This window comes from Streptomyces sp. NPDC006691, from assembly GCF_042869955.1.
In the GTDB taxonomy this organism is placed as follows: Bacteria; Actinomycetota; Actinomycetes; order Streptomycetales; family Streptomycetaceae; genus Streptomyces.
In genome coordinates this window covers 1-17491 of sequence record NZ_JBIAGW010000015.1, presented here as the reverse complement: position 1 = coordinate 17491, position 17491 = coordinate 1, and the positions used below count along the sequence as shown (strand labels likewise).

The 17491-nt window shown below is 71.7% G+C and carries 14 protein-coding genes; 6 read left to right on the top strand and 8 right to left on the bottom strand.

The annotated features are described in order from the left end of the window. Positions 1-144 precede the first annotated feature (144 nt). A complete protein-coding gene (locus tag ACFYNP_RS27720) occupies positions 145-1671 on the bottom strand; it encodes an MFS transporter (RefSeq protein WP_388789104.1) in 1527 nt (508 codons plus the stop codon). A 64-nt stretch (positions 1672-1735) separates the two neighbouring features. Here ACFYNP_RS27720 and ACFYNP_RS27715 point away from each other — a divergent pair, with 64 nt between their 5' ends. After that, complete coding sequence (locus ACFYNP_RS27715; RefSeq protein WP_388789101.1) at positions 1736-2719, top strand: helix-turn-helix transcriptional regulator; 984 nt, start codon at positions 1736-1738, stop codon at positions 2717-2719. Between the two features lie 167 nt (positions 2720-2886). On the opposite strand, the gene ACFYNP_RS27710 is transcribed toward ACFYNP_RS27715, so the two are convergent. Beyond that, the gene (locus ACFYNP_RS27710) at positions 2887-3885 is read right to left on the bottom strand and encodes an RNA polymerase sigma factor RpoD/SigA (protein WP_161244495.1); all 999 of its coding nucleotides are present in this window, start codon (positions 3883-3885) and stop codon (positions 2887-2889) included. 147 nt (positions 3886-4032) lie between these two features. On the opposite strand from ACFYNP_RS27710, the gene ACFYNP_RS27705 reads away from it, so the two are divergent. Next, positions 4033-4569 carry a GNAT family N-acetyltransferase gene (locus ACFYNP_RS27705; protein ID WP_388789098.1) on the top strand — a complete coding sequence of 179 codons (537 nt, stop codon included), beginning with the start codon at positions 4033-4035 and terminating at the stop codon, positions 4567-4569. Between the two features lie 95 nt (positions 4570-4664). Here ACFYNP_RS27705 and ACFYNP_RS27700 read toward each other — a convergent pair whose 3' ends face one another. Further along, entirely contained in the window at positions 4665-5450 is a 786-nt protein-coding gene (locus ACFYNP_RS27700; RefSeq protein ID WP_388789096.1) for a dioxygenase, read from the bottom strand. A 135-nt stretch (positions 5451-5585) separates the two neighbouring features. Here ACFYNP_RS27700 and ACFYNP_RS27695 point away from each other — a divergent pair, with 135 nt between their 5' ends. Then, positions 5586-6077, top strand: a complete 492-nt coding sequence (locus ACFYNP_RS27695; protein ID WP_388789093.1) for a MarR family winged helix-turn-helix transcriptional regulator — start codon at positions 5586-5588, stop codon at positions 6075-6077. A gap of 49 nt (positions 6078-6126) precedes the next feature. Here the strand turns inward: ACFYNP_RS27695 and ACFYNP_RS27690 are convergent, their stop codons facing one another. Further along, positions 6127-7671 carry an MFS transporter gene (locus ACFYNP_RS27690; protein WP_388419944.1) on the bottom strand — a complete coding sequence of 515 codons (1545 nt, stop codon included), beginning with the start codon at positions 7669-7671 and terminating at the stop codon, positions 6127-6129. A 105-nt stretch (positions 7672-7776) separates the two neighbouring features. Further along, complete coding sequence (locus tag ACFYNP_RS27685) at positions 7777-8433, bottom strand: TetR/AcrR family transcriptional regulator (protein WP_388789091.1); 657 nt, start codon at positions 8431-8433, stop codon at positions 7777-7779. Positions 8434-8766: 333 nt separating this feature from the next. On the opposite strand from ACFYNP_RS27685, the gene ACFYNP_RS27680 reads away from it, so the two are divergent. After that, positions 8767-10074 (top strand): M6 family metalloprotease domain-containing protein, encoded by a 1308-nt coding sequence (locus tag ACFYNP_RS27680; protein ID WP_388420029.1) that lies wholly within the window; start codon positions 8767-8769, stop codon positions 10072-10074. Between the two features lie 694 nt (positions 10075-10768). Here ACFYNP_RS27680 and ACFYNP_RS27675 read toward each other — a convergent pair. Next, positions 10769-12484, bottom strand: coding sequence for a class I adenylate-forming enzyme family protein (locus tag ACFYNP_RS27675; RefSeq protein WP_388789305.1), 1716 nt, complete (start codon positions 12482-12484; stop codon positions 10769-10771). 222 nt (positions 12485-12706) lie between these two features. Continuing rightward, positions 12707-13807, bottom strand: coding sequence for an LCP family protein (locus ACFYNP_RS27670; protein ID WP_388789089.1), 1101 nt, complete (start codon positions 13805-13807; stop codon positions 12707-12709). A 145-nt stretch (positions 13808-13952) separates the two neighbouring features. Here ACFYNP_RS27670 and ACFYNP_RS27665 point away from each other — a divergent pair, with 145 nt between their 5' ends. After that, positions 13953-15185 (top strand): Ig-like domain-containing protein, encoded by a 1233-nt coding sequence (locus ACFYNP_RS27665; RefSeq protein WP_388789088.1) that lies wholly within the window; start codon positions 13953-13955, stop codon positions 15183-15185. Between the two features lie 33 nt (positions 15186-15218). Here the strand turns inward: ACFYNP_RS27665 and ACFYNP_RS27660 are convergent, their stop codons facing one another. Next, a complete protein-coding gene (locus ACFYNP_RS27660) occupies positions 15219-15599 on the bottom strand; it encodes an ArsR/SmtB family transcription factor (protein WP_388789084.1) in 381 nt (126 codons plus the stop codon). A 175-nt stretch (positions 15600-15774) separates the two neighbouring features. Between ACFYNP_RS27660 and ACFYNP_RS27655 the strand changes: the two genes are divergently transcribed. Beyond that, positions 15775-16998 carry an MFS transporter gene (locus ACFYNP_RS27655; protein ID WP_388789081.1) on the top strand — a complete coding sequence of 408 codons (1224 nt, stop codon included), beginning with the start codon at positions 15775-15777 and terminating at the stop codon, positions 16996-16998. Positions 16999-17491 lie beyond the last annotated feature (493 nt).

The following is a 17491-nucleotide window of genomic DNA, read 5'->3' as shown; positions in this document are numbered from 1 at the left end:
CGGGCGCAGCCCCCGGGCACACCGGGGTCCGGGGCGCAGCCCCGAGGAGCCGAGCCTTCCGCACCCGCCCAGCCCCCGGGCCCGCCCCCGGGCACACCGATGGCCCCGCACCTCGGAAGGTGCGGGGCCATCGCGCGCGAGGGATCAGACCGGCTGGGCCGACTTCGCGAGGTCGAGCAGCTCGGCCTCGTCGACCGCACCCTCGACATGCTGCTGCGGCCGGGCCGGCAGCGCGAACATCACCACGAAGATCACCGCCAGCACCCCCGCCACGTACCAGAGCGAGTGCTCGAAGCCGTCCACGAAGGCCTGGTTCAGCTGCGGCGGTACGAGACCGTCGCCGATCGAGCCGAAGAAGACCACCGACACCAGGCCGAGGCCGAGCGCGTTGCCCATCTGCTGCACGGTGTTGATGAGGCCGGAGGCCGAACCCGAGTGCTCCTTGGGCACCTCGGAGAGCACCGCGTCGGTGAGCGGGGCGACGATGAGGCCCATGCCGATCCCCATCACGACCAGCGGCAGCGCCATCTGCCAGGAGGCGATGGCCATGCCGTAGTGATCGGCCTCCCAGATGTAGATCAGGAGTCCGGCGACCATCGTCAGGGCGCCCGCCTGGAGCACCTTGCGGCCGAAGCGCGGGACGAGCTTCTGCACGGACAGACCGGCCGCCACCGACACCGCGATCGAGAAGGGCACGCCGGTCAGGCCCGCGCGCAGGGCGCTCCAGCCGAGGCCTATCTGCATGTAGAGCGTCCACACCAGGAAGAAGATGCCGAGCCCGACCCCGAACGTGGCCTGCACGGCGATGCCCGCCGCGAAGCTCTTCACCTTGAACAGCGACAGCTCGATGAGCGGGGAGCCGTCCCGCCGCGCCTTCATCCGCTCGTACGCGATGAGGCCGGCGAAGACCACCACACTGCCGGCCATGGAGAGGTAGCCCCACAGCGGCCAGCCGAGCTCGCGGCCCCGGGTCAGCGGGTAGAGCAGCATGAGCAGGCCGAGCGTGACCAGGACCACGCCCGCGATGTCGAGCCTGAGGGCCCTGGGCGCCTTGGACTCGCTGATGAACTTGGTGCCGAGGATCAGGCCCGCGATGCCGACCGGCAGGTTGATCAGGAAGATCGGGCGCCACTCCAGACCGAACAGGTTCCACTCGGTGAGCAGCGCGCCGAGCAGCGGCCCGGACACCGCGCCGAGACCGACGACCGCGCCGAACAGGCCGAACACCTTGCCGCGCTCGTGCGCGGGGAAGGTGGCGTGCACGATCGAGAGGACCTGCGGCACCATCATGGCCGCCATGGCGCCCTGAAGGATGCGGGAGGCGACCAGCATCTCGGGGTTGGCGGCGAAGCCGCACAGCGCCGAGGCGAGCGTGAAGCCGCCGATGCCGAGCAGGAAGAGCTTCTTGCGGCCGTGGATGTCGCCCAGCCGGCCGCCGGTGATCAGACCCGCCGCGAACGCGAGCGCGTAGCCGGCGGTTATCCACTGGATCGAGGAGAAGCTCGCCCCGGTGTCCTTCTGGATGGAGGGGATGGCGATGTTGACGATGGTGACGTCGACCAGGTCCATGAAGGCCGCGGTCATCACGATGGCCAGGGCGAACCACCGTCGGCGGTCCGCTGCGGCGCTCACCGCGGTCTCTGGGGTGCTGCTGGTCGGTGTGGAGGTCATGGGAAGAAAGTTAGGCCCCCTATAGGACAGAGCGTGTCCTCTTTGGCCGGGCATCCTGGATGACATGACCGACACCCCGGCACGGCTGCTGCAACTGCTCTCCCTGCTCCAGACCCCGCGCGAGTGGCCCGGCGGCGAGCTCGCCGACCGGCTCGGGGTCTCGCGGCGCACGGTGCGGCGCGACATCGACCGGCTGCGCGAGCTCGGCTATCCCGTCCAGGCGGCCCGCGGCGCCGACGGCGGCTACCGGCTCGTGGCGGGCAAGGCGATGCCGCCGCTGGTCCTGGACGACGAGGAGGCGGTGGCCATCGCGGTGGGGCTGCGGGCGGGCGCGGGCCATGCGGTGGACGGCGTGGACGAGGCCTCGGTGCGGGCGCTCGCCAAGCTGGAGCAGGTCCTGCCCTCGCGGCTGCGCCACCGCGTCGCGAGCCTCCAGGCGGCGACGATGCCGCTGGCCGGGCCCTGGCGCGGGGACGGCGCCACGGTGGACCCGCGCACCCTGACCACGCTCGCCTCCGCCGTCACCGGCGAGGAGCGGCTCCGCTTCGGCTACGTCTCGGGCGACGGCACCGCCACCAAACGCCTGGTCGAGCCGTACCGCCTGGTATCGACGGGGCGCCGGTGGTACCTGGTGGCGTACGACGTGGAGCGCGGCGACTGGCGTACGTTCCGGGTCGACCGGGTCGCCGAGCCGTTCGCGACCGGGGCCCGCTTCGCGCCGCGCGAGCTGCCCGAGGCGAACGCGGCGGAGTTCGTGCGCAACTCCATGAACCGGCTACAGCCCGTCCTCGACGTGGACGTCACCTTCGAGGCGCCGGCCGACTTCGTGACCGCCCGCCTGCCCTCGACGCTCGGCGCGCCCGAGCCCCTGGACGCCGGGCGCTGCCGCCTGCGCACCTCGTGCACCGACTCACTGGAGTGGGTGGCGCTGCGGCTCGCCCTGGTCGACTGCGAGTTCACCGTCAACGGGCCGCCCGCCATGACGGGCTATCTGCACGAGCTGGGCGAGCGCCTGACCCGGGCCACCGCGGGCGGCGGCGAGGAGTGAGCCGCAGGACCAGAAAGCACGAACTCACGGAAGGCGCGGAAGGCGCGAAGGGCGCGAAGGGCGCGGACAAGAGAGGGGCCCCGACACCAGGGGGGGAAGGTGCCGGGGCCGGGAGCCCCAGCACCAGGGGGGGGAGGGTGCCGGAGCTCGTCTTTGGGGGGCGGGGCCTAGGCCGCCGCGTCGAAGCCCGTGTCGCGGGCCATCTTCTTCAGTTCGAGCAAGGCGTGCTTCTCGATCTGACGAATCCTCTCGCGGGTCAGACCGTGTTCCTTGCCCACCTCTGTCAGCGTACGCTCCCGACCGTCGTCGATGCCGTAACGCATCTTGATGATCGACGCGGTGCGCTGATCGAGCTTGCCGATCAGGTCGTCCAGCTCCTCGCTGCGCAGCAGCGTCAGCACGGACTGCTCGGGCGAGACGGCGGAGGTGTCCTCCAGGAGGTCGCCGAACTGGGTCTCGCCCTGGTCGTCGACCGGCATGTTGAGCGAGACCGGGTCGCGCGCCCAGTCCAGGACGTCACCGACGCGCTCGGGCGTGGAGCCCAGCTCGGCGGCGATCTCCGTGTGCTCGGGGTCGCGCCCGTTCTCCCGGTTGAACTCGCGCTGGACCCGGCGGATGCGGCCCAGCTCCTCCACCAGGTGCACGGGCAGCCGGATGGTGCGGGACTGGTCGGCGATGGAGCGGGTGATGGCCTGGCGGATCCACCAGGTGGCGTACGTGGAGAACTTGAAGCCCTTGGCGTAGTCGAACTTCTCGACCGCGCGCACCAGGCCGGCGTTGCCCTCCTGGATCAGGTCGAGGAGCGGCAGACCGGCCCTCGGGTAGCGCCGGGCGACGGCTACGACCAGGCGGAGGTTGGATCGGATGAACAGGTCCTTGGCGCGCTCACCGGCGGCGTACAGCGCCTCCAGCTCCTCCGGAGAGGCTCCTGCCGCCTTGCTCTGCACCTCGCCGTCGAGGATCTGGCGTGCGTACACACCGGCCTCGATGGTCTGCGAGAGCTCGACCTCCTTGGCGGCGTCGAGCAGCGGCGTACGCGCGATTTCGTCGAGGTACATACCGACCAGGTCGCGGTCGGCGATCTCACCGCTGACTGCGCGGACCCTGCTTCCCGACTCTGAACCGCCGGTGGCGGACTGTCGGCGGGCGACGGCGCGGGTTGCCATGCGTGCTCCCTTACTGAGTGGTCGCGACACCCTCCCGGGTGCCCTGCATCCGATGGAAACAACGGCTGGAATCCGGACAGAATTCCCGTCCCGCCCATCGATTTTCGTGATCATGCAGTACCCTGTGCCGCCACGGGAGGGGGTCAGGTGCCGCAGGAACGTACAGAGGTGCAGGTCAGAGCGGGTGTGGAGGACGACCTGGGGGCTCTCACAGACCTTTACAACCACTCCATCCGTGAGACCGCCATCACATTCGACACGGTCGCCTTCACCGCCGAACAGCGCCGTCCGTGGCTGCACTCCCATCCTGAAGACGGCCCGCACCGCCTTCTGGTTGCTCACGATGACCGATTTGTCGGACAGCGCGGCATCCTGGGCTACGCGACGAGCAGCCCGTTCCGGGCGAAGCCCGCGTACGCGACCTCCGTGGAGGTGAGCGTGTACTGCGCGCCGGAAGCGACCGGCCGGGGCGTGGGCGCTCTGCTGTACCGCTCGCTCTTCGCCGCCCTGGCCGCCGAGGACGTGCACCGCGCCTACGCCGGGATCGCGCTGCCGAACGAAGCCTCGGTCCGGCTGCACGAGCGCTTCGGCTTCGCGCACGTGGGCACCTACCGCGAGGTGGGCCGCAAGTTCGGCCGCTACTGGGACGTGACCTGGTACGAGAAGGAGCTCGGGGAGCACTAGGCGCCGCCCGGCGGGGCCGGTCCCGGACGCCGGTCCAGGACGCACGCGAGGGGCGCAACCTCCTTGAGCCGCGCCCCTGTTCACCCCGGCCCGCCTCAGCCGTACTGCACCGACCGCTTCGCGAGCCCCATCCAGAACCCGTCGATGACGCTGCGCGCCCCGCCCGGCTCGCCCTCGCTCGCGCCCATCGTCACGAACAGCGGGGCGAAGTGCTCGGTGCGGGGGTGGGCGAGGCGCCCGGCCGGCGCCTTGTGCTCGAAGTCGAGCAGCGCGTCCACATCGGCCGCGGCGAGCGCCCGCGCGCCCCAGTCGTCGAACTCGGCCGACCAGCTGGGCACTTGACCGCCGGGCTGGCGCAGCGCGGCCAGGTTGTGGGTGAAGAATCCGCTGCCGACGATGAGCACGCCCTCGTCGCGCAGCGGCGCGAGCGTGCGGCCGATCTCGTAGAGCCGTCGCGGGTCGAGCGTCGGCAGGGAGATCTGCAACACCGGGACGTCGGCGTCGGGGAACATCTCGACGAGCGGGACGTAGGCGCCGTGGTCGAGCCCGCGGTCCGGGATGTCCTGCACGGGCATGCCGGGAGCGCGCAGCAACTTGCGTACGGAGTCGGCCAGTCGAGGTGCGCCGGGCGCGGCGTACCGCACCTGGTAGTAGTGCTCGGGGAAGCCCCAGAAGTCGTACACGAGCGGCACGGTCTCGGTGGCGCCGAGCGCGAGCGGGGCCTCCTCCCAGTGCGCGGAGACCATCAGGACGGCCGTCGGCCGGGGCAGGTCCGCCGACCAGGCCGCCAGCTCGGCGGGCCACAGCGGGTCGTCGGCGAGCGGCGGGGCGCCGTGCGAGAGGTACAGGGCGGGCATGCGCTCGGGGCGGGCGACGGTCATGGCGGACTCTCCGGCTCACTCGCACGGGCCGGCCGGCGGGTCTGACGGCCAGGCTTTTGCTTGAACTCTCAAGCGTCTTAGGACAGCCTAACTCCAGCTAGTTCAACTTTCAAGAAAGGTCCGTACAGTAGATGCATGACCTCGGCACCTAACTGGCTCAGCGACGAGGAGCAGCGCACCTGGCGCGCCTATCTCCACGCCACCCGGCTCCTCGAAGACCACCTCGACCGCCAGCTCCAGCGCGACGCCGGGATGCCGCACATCTATTACGGGCTGCTCGTGCAGCTCTCGCAGGCCCCCCGCCGCCGTATGCGGATGACCGAGCTGGCCAAGAACTCCAAGATCACCCGGTCCCGGCTCTCGCACGCCGTGACGCGCCTGGAGAAGAACGGGTGGATCCGGCGCGAGGACTGCCCCTCGGACAAGCGGGGCCAGCTCGCGATCCTCACCGACGCGGGCTACGGGGTCCTGGAGCGGACCGCGCCCGGGCATGTGGCCGCCGTGCGGCAGGCGATGTTCGACCGGCTCTCCCCGGCCCAGGTGGACCAGCTCGGCGAGATCATGCGGGTGATGGCCCAGGGCCTCCAGCCCACCGACGCCAAAGCGGACCTGCCCTGGCTCCGCTGAGAACAGCGGGGCCAGGGCAGGTCGTTGCGTCCGGGGTGCTACCGGGGGGTCAGTGCGCGACCACCGGGATGCGCACCTCGTCCTCGGCGTCCTCGCCGGCGCCCGGTCCGGCCACCGAACTCCCGCCGGGGCGACCGGTGTTGATGAGCGTGACGGCGATGACGGCGGCGGCCGCCAGGATGCCGACGGCCCACCAGATGGCGGCCGTGAAGCCGTGCACCATCGCCTGGAGCTTCAGGAGCTCCGGGTTGGTGGCGCCGAGCGCCATGTGGCCGGTGACGTAGGCCGTGGTCGCCGAGGCGGCGATGGTGTTGAGCAGGGCCGTGCCGATGGCGCCGCCGACCTGCTGCGAGGTGTTGACCATCGCGGAGGCCACACCCGCGTCACGCGGCTCGACACCGATGGTGGCGAGCGACATGGCGGGCATGAAGGCGGTGCCCATGCCGAGGCCGAGCAGGATCTGCGCGGGCAGGATCACACCGGCGTACGACGTGTGGATGTCCAGCTGGGTGAGCAGCAGCATGCCGACCGCGGCGGTCAGGAAGCCGGGGCCCATGAGCAGCCGCGGCGGCACGCGGGTCATCAGGCGGGCGCCGATCTGGGTGGAGCCGGTGATCATGCCCGCGATCATGGGCAGGAACGCGAAGCCCGTCTTGACCGGCGAGAAGCCCTGCACGACCTGGAGGTAGTAGGTGAGGAAGAGGAACAGGCCGAACATCGCGATGATCGCGAGGCCGAGCGAGAGGTAGACGCCACCGCGGTTGCGGTTGGTGATGACGCGCAGCGGCAGCAGCGGGTGACGCACCTTGGACTCGACGGCGACGAAGGTCGCGAGCAGCACCGCGGAGGCGATGAACATCGAGATGGTCAGCGCGTCCGACCAGCCGGCCGACTCGGCGCGGGTGAAGCCGTAGACGAGGGCGACGAGGCCGGTGGTCGACAGGATCACGCCGGGGACGTCGAGCGGCGAGCGGTTGCGGGTGCCGGCCGGCTCGCGGATGACGAGGTAGGCGCCGACGGCCGCGACGATCGCGAACGGGATGTTGACGAAGAAGGTCCAGCGCCAGTTCAGGTACTCGGTGAGGAAGCCGCCGAGGATCAGGCCCACGGCGCCGCCGCCACCGGCGATCGCACCGTAGATGCCGAACGCCTTGGCGCGCTCCTTGGCGTCGGTGAACATCACCGCGAGCAGCGACAGGGCGGCCGGCGCGAGCAGTGCGCCGAAGGCGCCCTGGAGCGCGCGCGAGCCGAGCAGCATCGCCTCGCCGGTGGCGGCGCCACCGAGCGCGGAGGCCGCGGCGAAGCCGAGCAGGCCGACGACGAAGGTGCGCTTGCGGCCCCACAGGTCGGCGATGCGCCCGCCGAACAGGAGGAGGCCGCCGAACGCGAGCGCGTAGGCCGTGATGACCCACTGCTTGTTGGCGTCACTGATGTGCAGCGCGTGCTGCGCGGAGGGCAGCGCGATGTTCACGATGGTCGCGTCGAGGACGACCATCAGCTGGGCCAGGGCTATGAAGGCGAGCGCCTTCCAGCGACTGGGATCCGGGGCGAGGGAGAACTGGTCCGGCTTGTCCAGACCGACTGTTTTTGACATGGGGGTAGCCACCTTGGGACGCGGATTACCGACAAAAGTGTTCTAACGGGACTGCAACTACGGTGCGTTAACGGCGCGTTGAGCGCAGTTGAGGAATGAGGGCGATCAACACTTCCGGAGATCTTCGAGGGTCGCCGCACTGCCCGGCAGCTCGGACCGCGCCGGGGCCTGAAGCCCGTCGAGGAACAGTTGCAGATGGCGGTGGACGAACTGGTCGATGTTCGGGCACGGGGTGCCCGGCAGCGGCCTGGTCAGCTGGGAGAGGGCGACCATGAGGTCGCCGACGGCCACGTCGGTGCGGAGCCGGCCCGCCGCGCGGGCCCGCGCCATCAGCCCCTCGACATCGCGTTCGAGGCGCTCGCGGGCCGCGTTCAGTTCGGTGTGGTCCTGGTTGAAGGTGTCGGAGAGCATCGGGCAGAGCGCCCCGATCCGCTCGTCGGCCGCCGCGTGCACGAAGCGGCGCAGCGCGCCGAAGGGATCGGCCTCCTCGGCCGCGGCGGCCTCGGCCTGGGCCGAGACCCGGTCCATGACGGAGAGCACCACGCTGGTGACGAGCTCCGTGCGGTCCGTGAAGTGCCGGTAGATCGTGGCGTTGCCGACGCCGGCCCGGCGCGCGATCTCGTCCAGCGGGCGCTCGGCGCCGTACTCGACGAACATCTCGCGCGCGGCGGCGATGATCCGCTCCCGGTTGCGCAGGGCGTCGGCCCGCGGACGCGGGGCGCGGCGGGGCTCTGCGGCGACGGAGGCGGCGGCACTCTGCACGGCTCTGCTCCTTCTTGTACGTGATCAAGCTTGGGTGGGACGGGTCTGGCACGCAATCGGTTTTACGTGGCCGGTTCGCCGCCCGGGACCTGACCCAAGCGGGGAAGCTCTCCCCGTTTAGCGGCGACGAAGGTGCAAACGGGGAAACCTTCCCCGGTTATTTCCCGGCGCTCCTGTGACCTGAGTCACACTTCGGGCGCCCGGGTGGATGTCCGGAAAAACCCACCTTTGGTCCACTCAGCGAGCGCACGCGACACGCCCGACACAGGGTGATCAGACGAGCGCAGCCAGGAACCGGCCTGCTGTCGCGTACCCGAAGGCGAGCGCGTGCGCATGCAGGACGTCAGCCAGTCCCGCCCGGCTCGGGCACCAGGACGCCGGATACGCGATCGGCGCCGGAACAGCTTTCTCGGCGCCGCCCTCGCGTCGGTCGCCCTCGCGGCGCTGACCACCGGTTCCACCACCCTGTCGATAGCCAGCCGCGCCTCCGCGGGCCCGGTGGCCGCCCCCGGCGAGAACGCCCTCGGCCCCTGCCGGATCCCGGCCGGCCTCGGCGTCCAGATGTCGGAGGGCCTGCCGACCCCGCCCGGGTACGCGCACTCCACCGGCACGGTGCGCGCGCTCACCCTCATGATCGACTTCCCGGACGCCGTCGGCTCGGGCTCGGCGCTCAGCCGGTACAAGGAATTCTTCCCGCAGACCAGCAACTGGTTCCGCAACGCCTCCTACGGCAGGCTCGACTACCGCGCCGAGGCCCCGATCCCGAACTGGCTGCGCATGCCGAAGTCGTTCGCGGCGTACGGGATCGAGCGCGGCTCCCCCTACGAGCCCGGCTATCACCGCCTGGTCCAGGACATGATCGCGGCGGCCGGGACACGGGTGAACTTCTCGCAGTACGACCTGGTGAACGTCCTGGTCACCCCGAACGCGGGCCCCTCCGCGCTGGACACGGTCCTGTCGGTGACGTTCTCCGGCAACGAGGACGCGCCCTACGCCGACGGGGTCCCGCTCTCGAACACCTCGTTCGTCTACAGCCGCCAGGACGACGGCTCGGGCTCCTACGGAGAGACCGGCTACCGGGTGCTGCCGCACGAGAACGGCCATGTCTTCGGGCTGCCCGACCTCTACACCGCGCAGGGCGGCGGGGCCGTCGGGCACTGGGACATCATGTCCGAGGACTGGGGCGCCAACAACGACATGCTGGGCTGGCACAAGTGGAAGCTGGGCTGGCTCGACAACAGCCAGGTGTCCTGTGCGACGGGGAGCGGGCCCGAGAGTTACGTCCTGAGCCCGCTGGCCACGGAGGGCGGCCCGAAGCTGGTCTTCGTGCCGGTGTCGAAGGACAGCGGTTACGCGATCGAGGTGCGCACCCGCGCCGGCAACGACGAGGCGGTCTGCAAGCCGGGCGTGCTGATCTACCGGGTGGACGCGACGGTCGACACCGGCCGCGGCCCGGTGAACGTCTCCGACAGCACCCCCAACACGGGTGGCTGCACCCGCCGCCCCAACGTCAACGCCGAACTCTCGGACGCGCCGTACGCGACGGGCGAGACGTTCGTGGACCGGGCGAGCGGGGTGCGGGTCGCCGTGACGGGGGTGGACGGGATGGGGAACTACCACGTACGCGTGAGCAAGTCCTGACGCTTCGCCAGGGCGACGTCCGGGCCCCCAGCCCCGCATCCGCCTGCGGGCCGATGGGCGGGGCGGGCCGGGGCGGGCCGACGGGGGCTGTTCGCGGCGTTCCCCGCGCCCCTGAACCCGCTTTCGCCCGCCCACCGTGCGTGGCTGGTGGCGCAGTTCCCCGCGCCCCTGTAGGTGACCCGGAACCCACAGGTCGCGCGCACCGCGGCGAAGCCGCGCACATGTCACAGCCCCGCGCCCCTGTAGGTGACCCAGAACCCCCAGGTCGCGCCCACCGCGGCGAAGCCGCGCACATGTCACAGCCCCGCACCCCTGTAGGTGACCCAGAACCCACAGGTCGCGCCCACCGCGGCGAAGCCGCGCACATGTCACAGCCCCGCGCCCCTGTAGGTGACCCAGAACCCACAGGTCGCGCCCACCGCGGCGGAGCCGCGCACATGTCACAGCCCCGCGCCCCTGTAGGTGCCCCGGAGCCCACAGGTCGCGCCCACCGCGGCGGAGCCGCGCACATGTCACAGCCCCGCGCCCTGTGGGCGACCCGGAATGACCAGGTGCTGGTCGGCATCAGGCGTTTCAGCCCCTCATGGGGCCCCCTTGGCCCGCACACCCCCGGAGGGTCTCGGGAAGGGGCGGGGCGGGGGCTCTCCCGGGGTCTGGGGCGGCGCCCCAGGGGCCGGAACCAGCCAGCCCGGAGTCATGGGCGGGCGGGTGGGAAAACATCCCGGAGCTCCCGCTTCAGCACCTTCCCCGTCGCGTTCCGCGGCAGAGCCCCCTCCCGCACCACCACCCGCGCCGGCACCTTGAACCCCGCGAGCACCGACCGGACGTGGTCCCGGAGCTCCTCCGGGGACACCGCGGCCCCCGGCCGCACCTGGACCACCGCCGCCACCTCCTCCCCGAGCACCGGATGCGCAACCCCGAGCACCGCCGCGTCGAGCACCGCGGGGTGGTCGTGGAGGACCCCCTCCACCTCCACGCAGTACACGTTCTCGCCGCCCCGGATCACCATGTCCTTGATCCGGTCGACGATCCCGACCCGCCCCGCGTCGTCCCGCACCGCCAGGTCCCCCGTCCTGAACCATCCGTCCTGGAAGGCCAGTTGCGTACCAGCGGGATCGTTCCAGTACCCCCGCACCAGGGACTGGCCGCGCAGCCACAGCTCGCCCACCTCGCCGTCGGCGAGCGGCACCCCGCCCGGCCCGGCGATGCGCACCTCCGTCACCGGCGTGGGCCGCCCCGCGCTCGTCGGCCAACTCCGGTACTCGGCGCCGTAGTTGGCGAGGACTCCCCCGCTCGTCTCGGTCAGCCCGTACCCGTTGCGCGGCTCGATGCGCGAGCCGTGCCGCGCGGTGAGGCCCCCCACGAGTCCGGGCGGCGCCGCCGCGCCACCCGTGTTGAGCGCGGCGAGGCTCTCCAGGCCGTCCCCCGACTCCTCGGCCGCGTCCAGGAGTTGGAGGGCCGTCGAGGGCACCCCGGCATAGTGCGTGACCCCGTGCTCGCGGATCAGCGCGAGCGCCCGCCCCGCGTCCCATTTGCGCATGAGGACGAGCGTGCCGCCCGCCCCCATCGCCGCGTACACCGAGGTGAACGCCGCGACATGGAAGAACGGGAAGGTCATGAGAGTGACGGGGGCCGGGCCCTGCCCCGGAATCACACCGCGCCCCAGCATCGACGCGGCCGCCTGGAAGCGGGGGTTCATGGCCGCCCCGGCCTGCGCGAGCTGGGTGGCGACGGCGCCCTTGGGGCGGCCGGTGGTGCCGGACGTGTAGATGATGGTGGCGTCCGCGTCCGGCGCGACCTCCACGTCGGGCGGCCCGGCGGCCGGATCGGGCGAGGTCAGCTCGTCGAGGTCGGCGAACCGCTCGAACCCCTCGGGCAGGTCGCCCTCGTGGTGGAAGACCATGCCCCGCACGCCGTGCGCCCGGGCCCACCCGGCCACCCGCTCAAGACGCTCACCGTCGACGAGCAGCACCCGCGGAGTGCAGTCGCCGAGGGCGTACGCGAACTCCTCCGCGGTCCACCACGCGTTCAGCGGCACCGCGACAAGCCCCGCCAACTGGGCGGCCCAGAAAGCGACTTGCCACTCCGGATGGTTGCGCATGGCGATGGCGGCACGATCGCCGGGACGCAGCCCGTAGACGTCGACCAGGCGCCGGGCCAGAGCGCAGGACGCGGCGAGGAACTCCCCGTAGGAGTAGCCGCCGTTCTCGGCGACCAGGAAGGGCCGCTCCCCGAAGGCCCACACCGTCTCGACGAACTCGCGCAGGGTGCGCGGCCCGGTCGCGTACTCCAGGACGCCCGACTCGCCGCGTACGACGGCGAACGGCGCACCCGGCGCGGTGAGCAGTGCCTCGGCGCGCCCCGGCTCGACACCCGGCCCGCCCGACTGCGACCGCTCCCCGTCCGGCACCGGCCCACCCGGCACCTGGTCCAGCCGCGCCCCACCCGGCACCGGCCCACCCGATCGCGCCCCGGCCGATTGCGACCCGGCCGACCGCGCCGCCGCACCGCCCTGCGCCCCTGTCGTCGCCACGGGCAGCCCTCCTAAGCGTTCGCTCAGTCCAGTGCGCCCGACGCTATGCCGCGGCCCCGCCCCGGTCAAGGTCGATGTAGAACGCAACCGCTCTCGGGGTCAGCCCGGCCGCACGATCTGGCCGATTCCGTTCGGCCCCGACGCCGTACCGGTCAGCGCGTCGTCCGGCACCGCCCGGTCCGCCTTGAGCGCGGCCCAGAGCTTCGCCCCCTTGGCGTCGTCCGGCACCAGACGGTCCTCGTCGCCCTGCTCCAGCTGGGCCGGCAGGGTGACCATCTGCACGCTCCCGGCGCCGATCCCCTTCAGCGAGTACGCGAGCGACGCGAGGCTGTCGACGCGGGCCAGGGAGGAGTCCGTGGTCAGGGACTTCGTCGCGGCGTCGGCGGCCGCGAACAGCCTGGCCGGATCGGTGAGCACGTTCTGGCCCGACAGCTTGCTGATCAGCGCGGTGAGGAACTGGTGCTGGAGCTGGATCCGGCCGAGGTCGCTGCCGTTGCCCACGCCGTGCCGGGTGCGGACGAGGTCGAGCGCCTGCTGGCCGTTCAAGTGGTGCTTCCCGGCCGCCAGATGGATCCCGCTCTGCTTGTCGTCGATCGGCTTGACCAGGGTGACGTCGGTGCCGCCGACCGCGTCCATCAGCTCGGCGAAGCCGTCGAAGCCGACCTCGACGTAATGGTTGACGCGCAGTCCGCCGCTCAGCGACTCGACCGCGGCCACCGTGCAGCGGGCGCCACCCGTCTCGTACACGGAGTTGAACATGACCCCTTCGCGGGCCGTCACCTTCTGGCCGGAAGCGGTCGCGCAGGCCGGGCGGTTCACGATGGTGTCGCGCGGAATGCTGACGAGCGCCGCCTTCTTGCGGCCGCCGTACACATGGAGCAGCAGGGTGGTGTCGGAGCGCCCGGTGTCGTCACCGCCGCCCGCCCGCGAGGCGTTCTTCCCGGCCCGCGAGTCCGAGCCGACGACCAGGATGTTGAGGTCGGAGGTGGCGGAGGCCGCCGGGGTGAGCAGCGAGCCGAGCTCGACGCTGCCGATGTTGTGGTTGAGGCGGTGCCAGGTGTACGCGGCGGCGCCGCCGCCCGCGAGCAGCAGAACCCCGAGGAGCGAGCAGACCAGGATCCTGGCCCTACGGGATATCCGCGGTTCGCGGGCGGCCCGCGATGCCCGCGCTATCCGCCCCCGGCGGGGTCCGTACGTCATCCTTCGACTCCGTCCGTCGGCGGTCATCGGCGACCCAGAACTCCGCATGCGTACAAACAGGGCGTTACCGCACACTACAAGAAGGGTGCATAACCCCGCATAACGGGCACCCAGGTCGACAGGCCGCCAGAGGGGAGACCTCCAGGTGAGGACCACGTCCACGGGCAAGGGCCGCACGGGCCCGAAGAGCGCCCGCCACCCCCGCGTCCGCCTGCTCCTCGCCCTGTGCGCGTCCGCCGCGCTGGCGCTGGCCGGCTGCTCATCGGGGGGCGGCGGGAAGGACGCGCCGAGCCCGAGCCCCACGGTCTCGAAGGCGCAGATCACCACTCGGCCCAAGGACGGCGCGGATCACGTCGGCATCGGCGTGAAGGACGTCGGGGCGAGCGTCACCCAGGGCACCTTCACCTCCGTCACCCTGACGGCCCAAGGCGGCCGGGCGGTACCCGGCGAGCTCGACGCGGCCCGCCGCACCTGGCGCCCCTCGGCGAACCTGACCCGCGGCACGGCGTACGTCCTGACGGCCCAGGCGAAGGACGCGGACGGCCGGAGCGCCACCAGGATCGCCCACTTCACGACGGTCTCCCCGAGCAACTCGGCGGTCGCCTTCTACACCCCCGAGGACGCCTCCACGGTCGGCGTCGGCATGGAGGTGTCGTTCAGGTTCGACAAGCCTGTCACCGACCGCGGGGCCGCCGAGTCCGCCGTGCGGATCACCTCCACCGGCGGGCAGCAGGCGGTCGGCCACTGGTTCGGCACCCAGCGCATCGACTTCCGCCCGCAGGAGTTCTGGAGGCCCGGCTCCAGGGTGACCGTGTCCTTCGACTTCGACGGGATCGAACTGGCCAAGGGCGTATACGGAGTTCAGGACAAGACCTTCTCCTTCACGGTGGGCCGCGAGCAGATCTCCACGGTGGACGCGGCCACCCAGGAGATGACCGTCCAGCAGAACGGGGCCGTCCTCAGAAGGCTGCCCGTCTCCACCGGCCGGCCCCAGTACGCCACGTACAACGGCACGATGGTCATCAGCGAGCAGGACCGGCAGACCAAGATGAACAGCACCACGGTGGGCCTCGGCGACGAGTACAACATCCCCGACGTGCCGCACGCCCAACGCCTCACCAATTCCGGCACGTTCATCCACGGCAACTACTGGGCCTCGCCCACCACCTTCGGCGGCTCGGCCACCAGCCACGGCTGCATCGGCCTCCAGGACACCCAGGGCGGCGGCGACCCGCAGTCCCCCGGTGCCTGGTTCTACGCCAACTCGCTCCTCGGCGACGTGGTGATCGTGCGGAATTCCGCGGGCGGCGGCACGGTCGCCCCCGACAACGGCCTCAACGGCTGGAACCTGCCGTGGACGGCCTGGACGGCCCGGTGACCGACCCCCGACGGGGCGGCTGACGGGGGGCCCTTACTCGGCGGCCGGCGCCCAGGCCGCGACGAGGTCGAGGAGGCCGGGGAAGCGTGCGTTGAGGTCGTCGACACGCACATGACTGCGCCGCTCAAGGCCGTACTGGCGCTGCCTGGTGACGCCCGCCTCGCGCAGGGCCTTGAAGTGATGGGTGAGCGAGGACTTGGGCCGGTCGATGCCGAACCACCCGCAGGAGTGGTCGAAGTCCTCCGATTCCAGGAGGAGTTTGCGCACGATCCGCAGTCGCAGCGGATCACTCAGCGCCCCGAGCACCGTCTCCAGCCTCAGCTCCCCGATGGCCGGTTCGGCCAGGGGCGCCGGAAGCCCGGCGGGTTCCGGTTGCGCCTTGCCGGCAGTCACCGATCGCGTCGTCGCCGGCATGGGCCACCACTCCTCATCACCCGAATCTCTTGTACGAGTTTCATCGTACAGCCTGCTAAGTTCGACTCGACTCGTACTGATCGTGACGGAGGGAACGGCCATGCCGGAAAGTCGAACGGTGCCCGCGCACGCCACTGGTGGAGTGCTAAGCCCAACGCCGACGCGGGACGCCGGGATGCCGGCCGCACCGGGTGCGGGGCCGGTGGCCGCGGCCGTCACGGCCCCCGCCCGGTGGGTCTGGCAGGCCGCCTGGCCGGTGACCGCCGTGTTCATCCTGTCCAACGCGGCGACCCCGCTGTACGCGCTGTGGCAGCGGGACATCGGCTTCACCAAGGGCACCTTGACCGTGATCTTCGCGTTCTACATCGTGGGGCTGCTCGGCTCCCTGCTCGTCTCGGGCGTGGTCTCCGACCGGCTCGGCCGCAAGCCCGTGCTGCTGCCCGCGCTCGGCCTCGCCATCGCGGCCTGCGCGATCTTCGCGACCGCCTCGTCGGTGCCCGCCCTGATCGTGGCCCGCCTGTTCACCGGTATCGCGGTGGGCGCGGTCGTATCCGCCGGCATGGCCGCCGTCACCGACGTCGCCGGTCCGGCCCGCAAGCGCCTCGGCGCCCTGCTGGCCTCGTGCGCGATGGTGTTCGGCGCGGGCGTCGGCCCCCTCCTCGCGGGCGTCCTGTCCGAGACGCTCCCCGGCCCCACCGCGACCGTCTTCGTCGTGGAGATCGCGCTGCTCGCCACCGCGGTCCTCGCCGTACTCCGCATGCCGGTACGGCGGCCCGTCGCGCCCCCCAAGGGCTCCTGGGTCCGCGTGCCCGGCGTACCGCGGGGCAGTGGCCTCCAACTCGCCCTGGGCATAGCGGTGTTCGCCCCGGGCATCACCGCCACTTCCTTCGTCCTCTCGCTCGGGCCCTCACTCCTGTCCGGACTGCTCGGCACCACCAGCCGGGCGCTGGCCGGGGTCATGGCCTTCGCCATGTTCATCGCGGCCACCGGCGTGCAGTTCGCCGTCCAGAAGCTGCGCCGGCGCGTCATCCTGATGAGCGGGGCGATCAGCACCACCCTGAGCATGGCCGCCCTCGCCGTCGCCGTGCACAGCTCGTCGGTGCCCGTACTCCTCGCCTCCGCCCTGCTGGCCGGCGCCGGGCAGGGGATGGGACAGCTGGGCGGCCTGTCCCTGCTCAACTCCGCCGTTCCCCCGCACCGGCTGGCCGAGGCGAACGCGGCGCTCAACGTGGGCGGTTACGTCTTCGCCGGCGCGCTGCCGGTGTCCGCCGGCTACCTCAGCGACGCCGTGGGGCTGACGAACGGGGCGACCGTGTTCGCCGGCGTCCTGATGGGCCTCGCGGTCATCGGCGCCGCCGTGGTCGCCGGCACCCGGCACCGGGCACCCGAGCCCGCCTGAGGGTCCGGGGCCTCGCCAGGCGGGTCCCCGCGACGCCCGGGTGGGCGCCTCCACCGTAGCCCCCTCGGCGAGGCATCCACCAGACCGCCTCCCCACCGCCCCATCCGCATCCGCTACCCTGTCCAGGTCTGCCACAGGCAGCACGCCTCCGTGGGATGTGTCGAAAACCCTTGAGGCCCAGGTCAGCGCCTTAGCGCGCAGAGCCACCAAACGGCCCACCCTGGTTTTCGAAACGCCCCAGCTTGTGCGCACCGGCCAGCCAGCGGCCCGCCCGTCGCGAGCGAAAAACTCCAGGACTCCCCACCCGGATTACCCCCTATCTCCGCGGCCTGCCCTCGCCCCGAGTTGCTTCAGCTGCCCCCTTCAGAGTCGCCAGGGCGCCGACTATCTCGGCCGGGCTAGGGGGTGTCTGACAAATGATCACGAACTGGTTTCGCGGAGCCAGAGGATCAGCGAGGCCAGAACGACTCCGGCACGGTAGCGGTCGGCGAGC

Bases quoted from the DNA above. Each gene is read 5' to 3' on its own strand.
- ACFYNP_RS27720 (WP_388789104.1), bottom strand. From the start codon at position 1,671: ATGACCTCCACACCGACCAGCAGCACCCCAGAGACCGCGGTGAGCGCC.
- ACFYNP_RS27715 (WP_388789101.1), top strand. From the start codon at position 1,736: ATGACCGACACCCCGGCACGGCTGCTGCAACTGCTCTCCCTGCTCCAG.
- ACFYNP_RS27710 (WP_161244495.1), bottom strand. From the start codon at position 3,885: ATGGCAACCCGCGCCGTCGCCCGCCGACAGTCCGCCACCGGCGGTTCA.
- ACFYNP_RS27700 (WP_388789096.1), bottom strand. From the start codon at position 5,450: ATGACCGTCGCCCGCCCCGAGCGCATGCCCGCCCTGTACCTCTCGCAC.
- ACFYNP_RS27695 (WP_388789093.1), top strand. From the start codon at position 5,586: ATGACCTCGGCACCTAACTGGCTCAGCGACGAGGAGCAGCGCACCTGG.
- ACFYNP_RS27690 (WP_388419944.1), bottom strand. From the start codon at position 7,671: ATGTCAAAAACAGTCGGTCTGGACAAGCCGGACCAGTTCTCCCTCGCC.
- ACFYNP_RS27680 (WP_388420029.1), top strand. From the start codon at position 8,767: ATGCAGGACGTCAGCCAGTCCCGCCCGGCTCGGGCACCAGGACGCCGG.
- ACFYNP_RS27670 (WP_388789089.1), bottom strand. From the start codon at position 13,807: ATGACGTACGGACCCCGCCGGGGGCGGATAGCGCGGGCATCGCGGGCC.
- ACFYNP_RS27660 (WP_388789084.1), bottom strand. From the start codon at position 15,599: ATGCCGGCGACGACGCGATCGGTGACTGCCGGCAAGGCGCAACCGGAA.
- ACFYNP_RS27655 (WP_388789081.1), top strand. From the start codon at position 15,775: ATGCCGGCCGCACCGGGTGCGGGGCCGGTGGCCGCGGCCGTCACGGCC.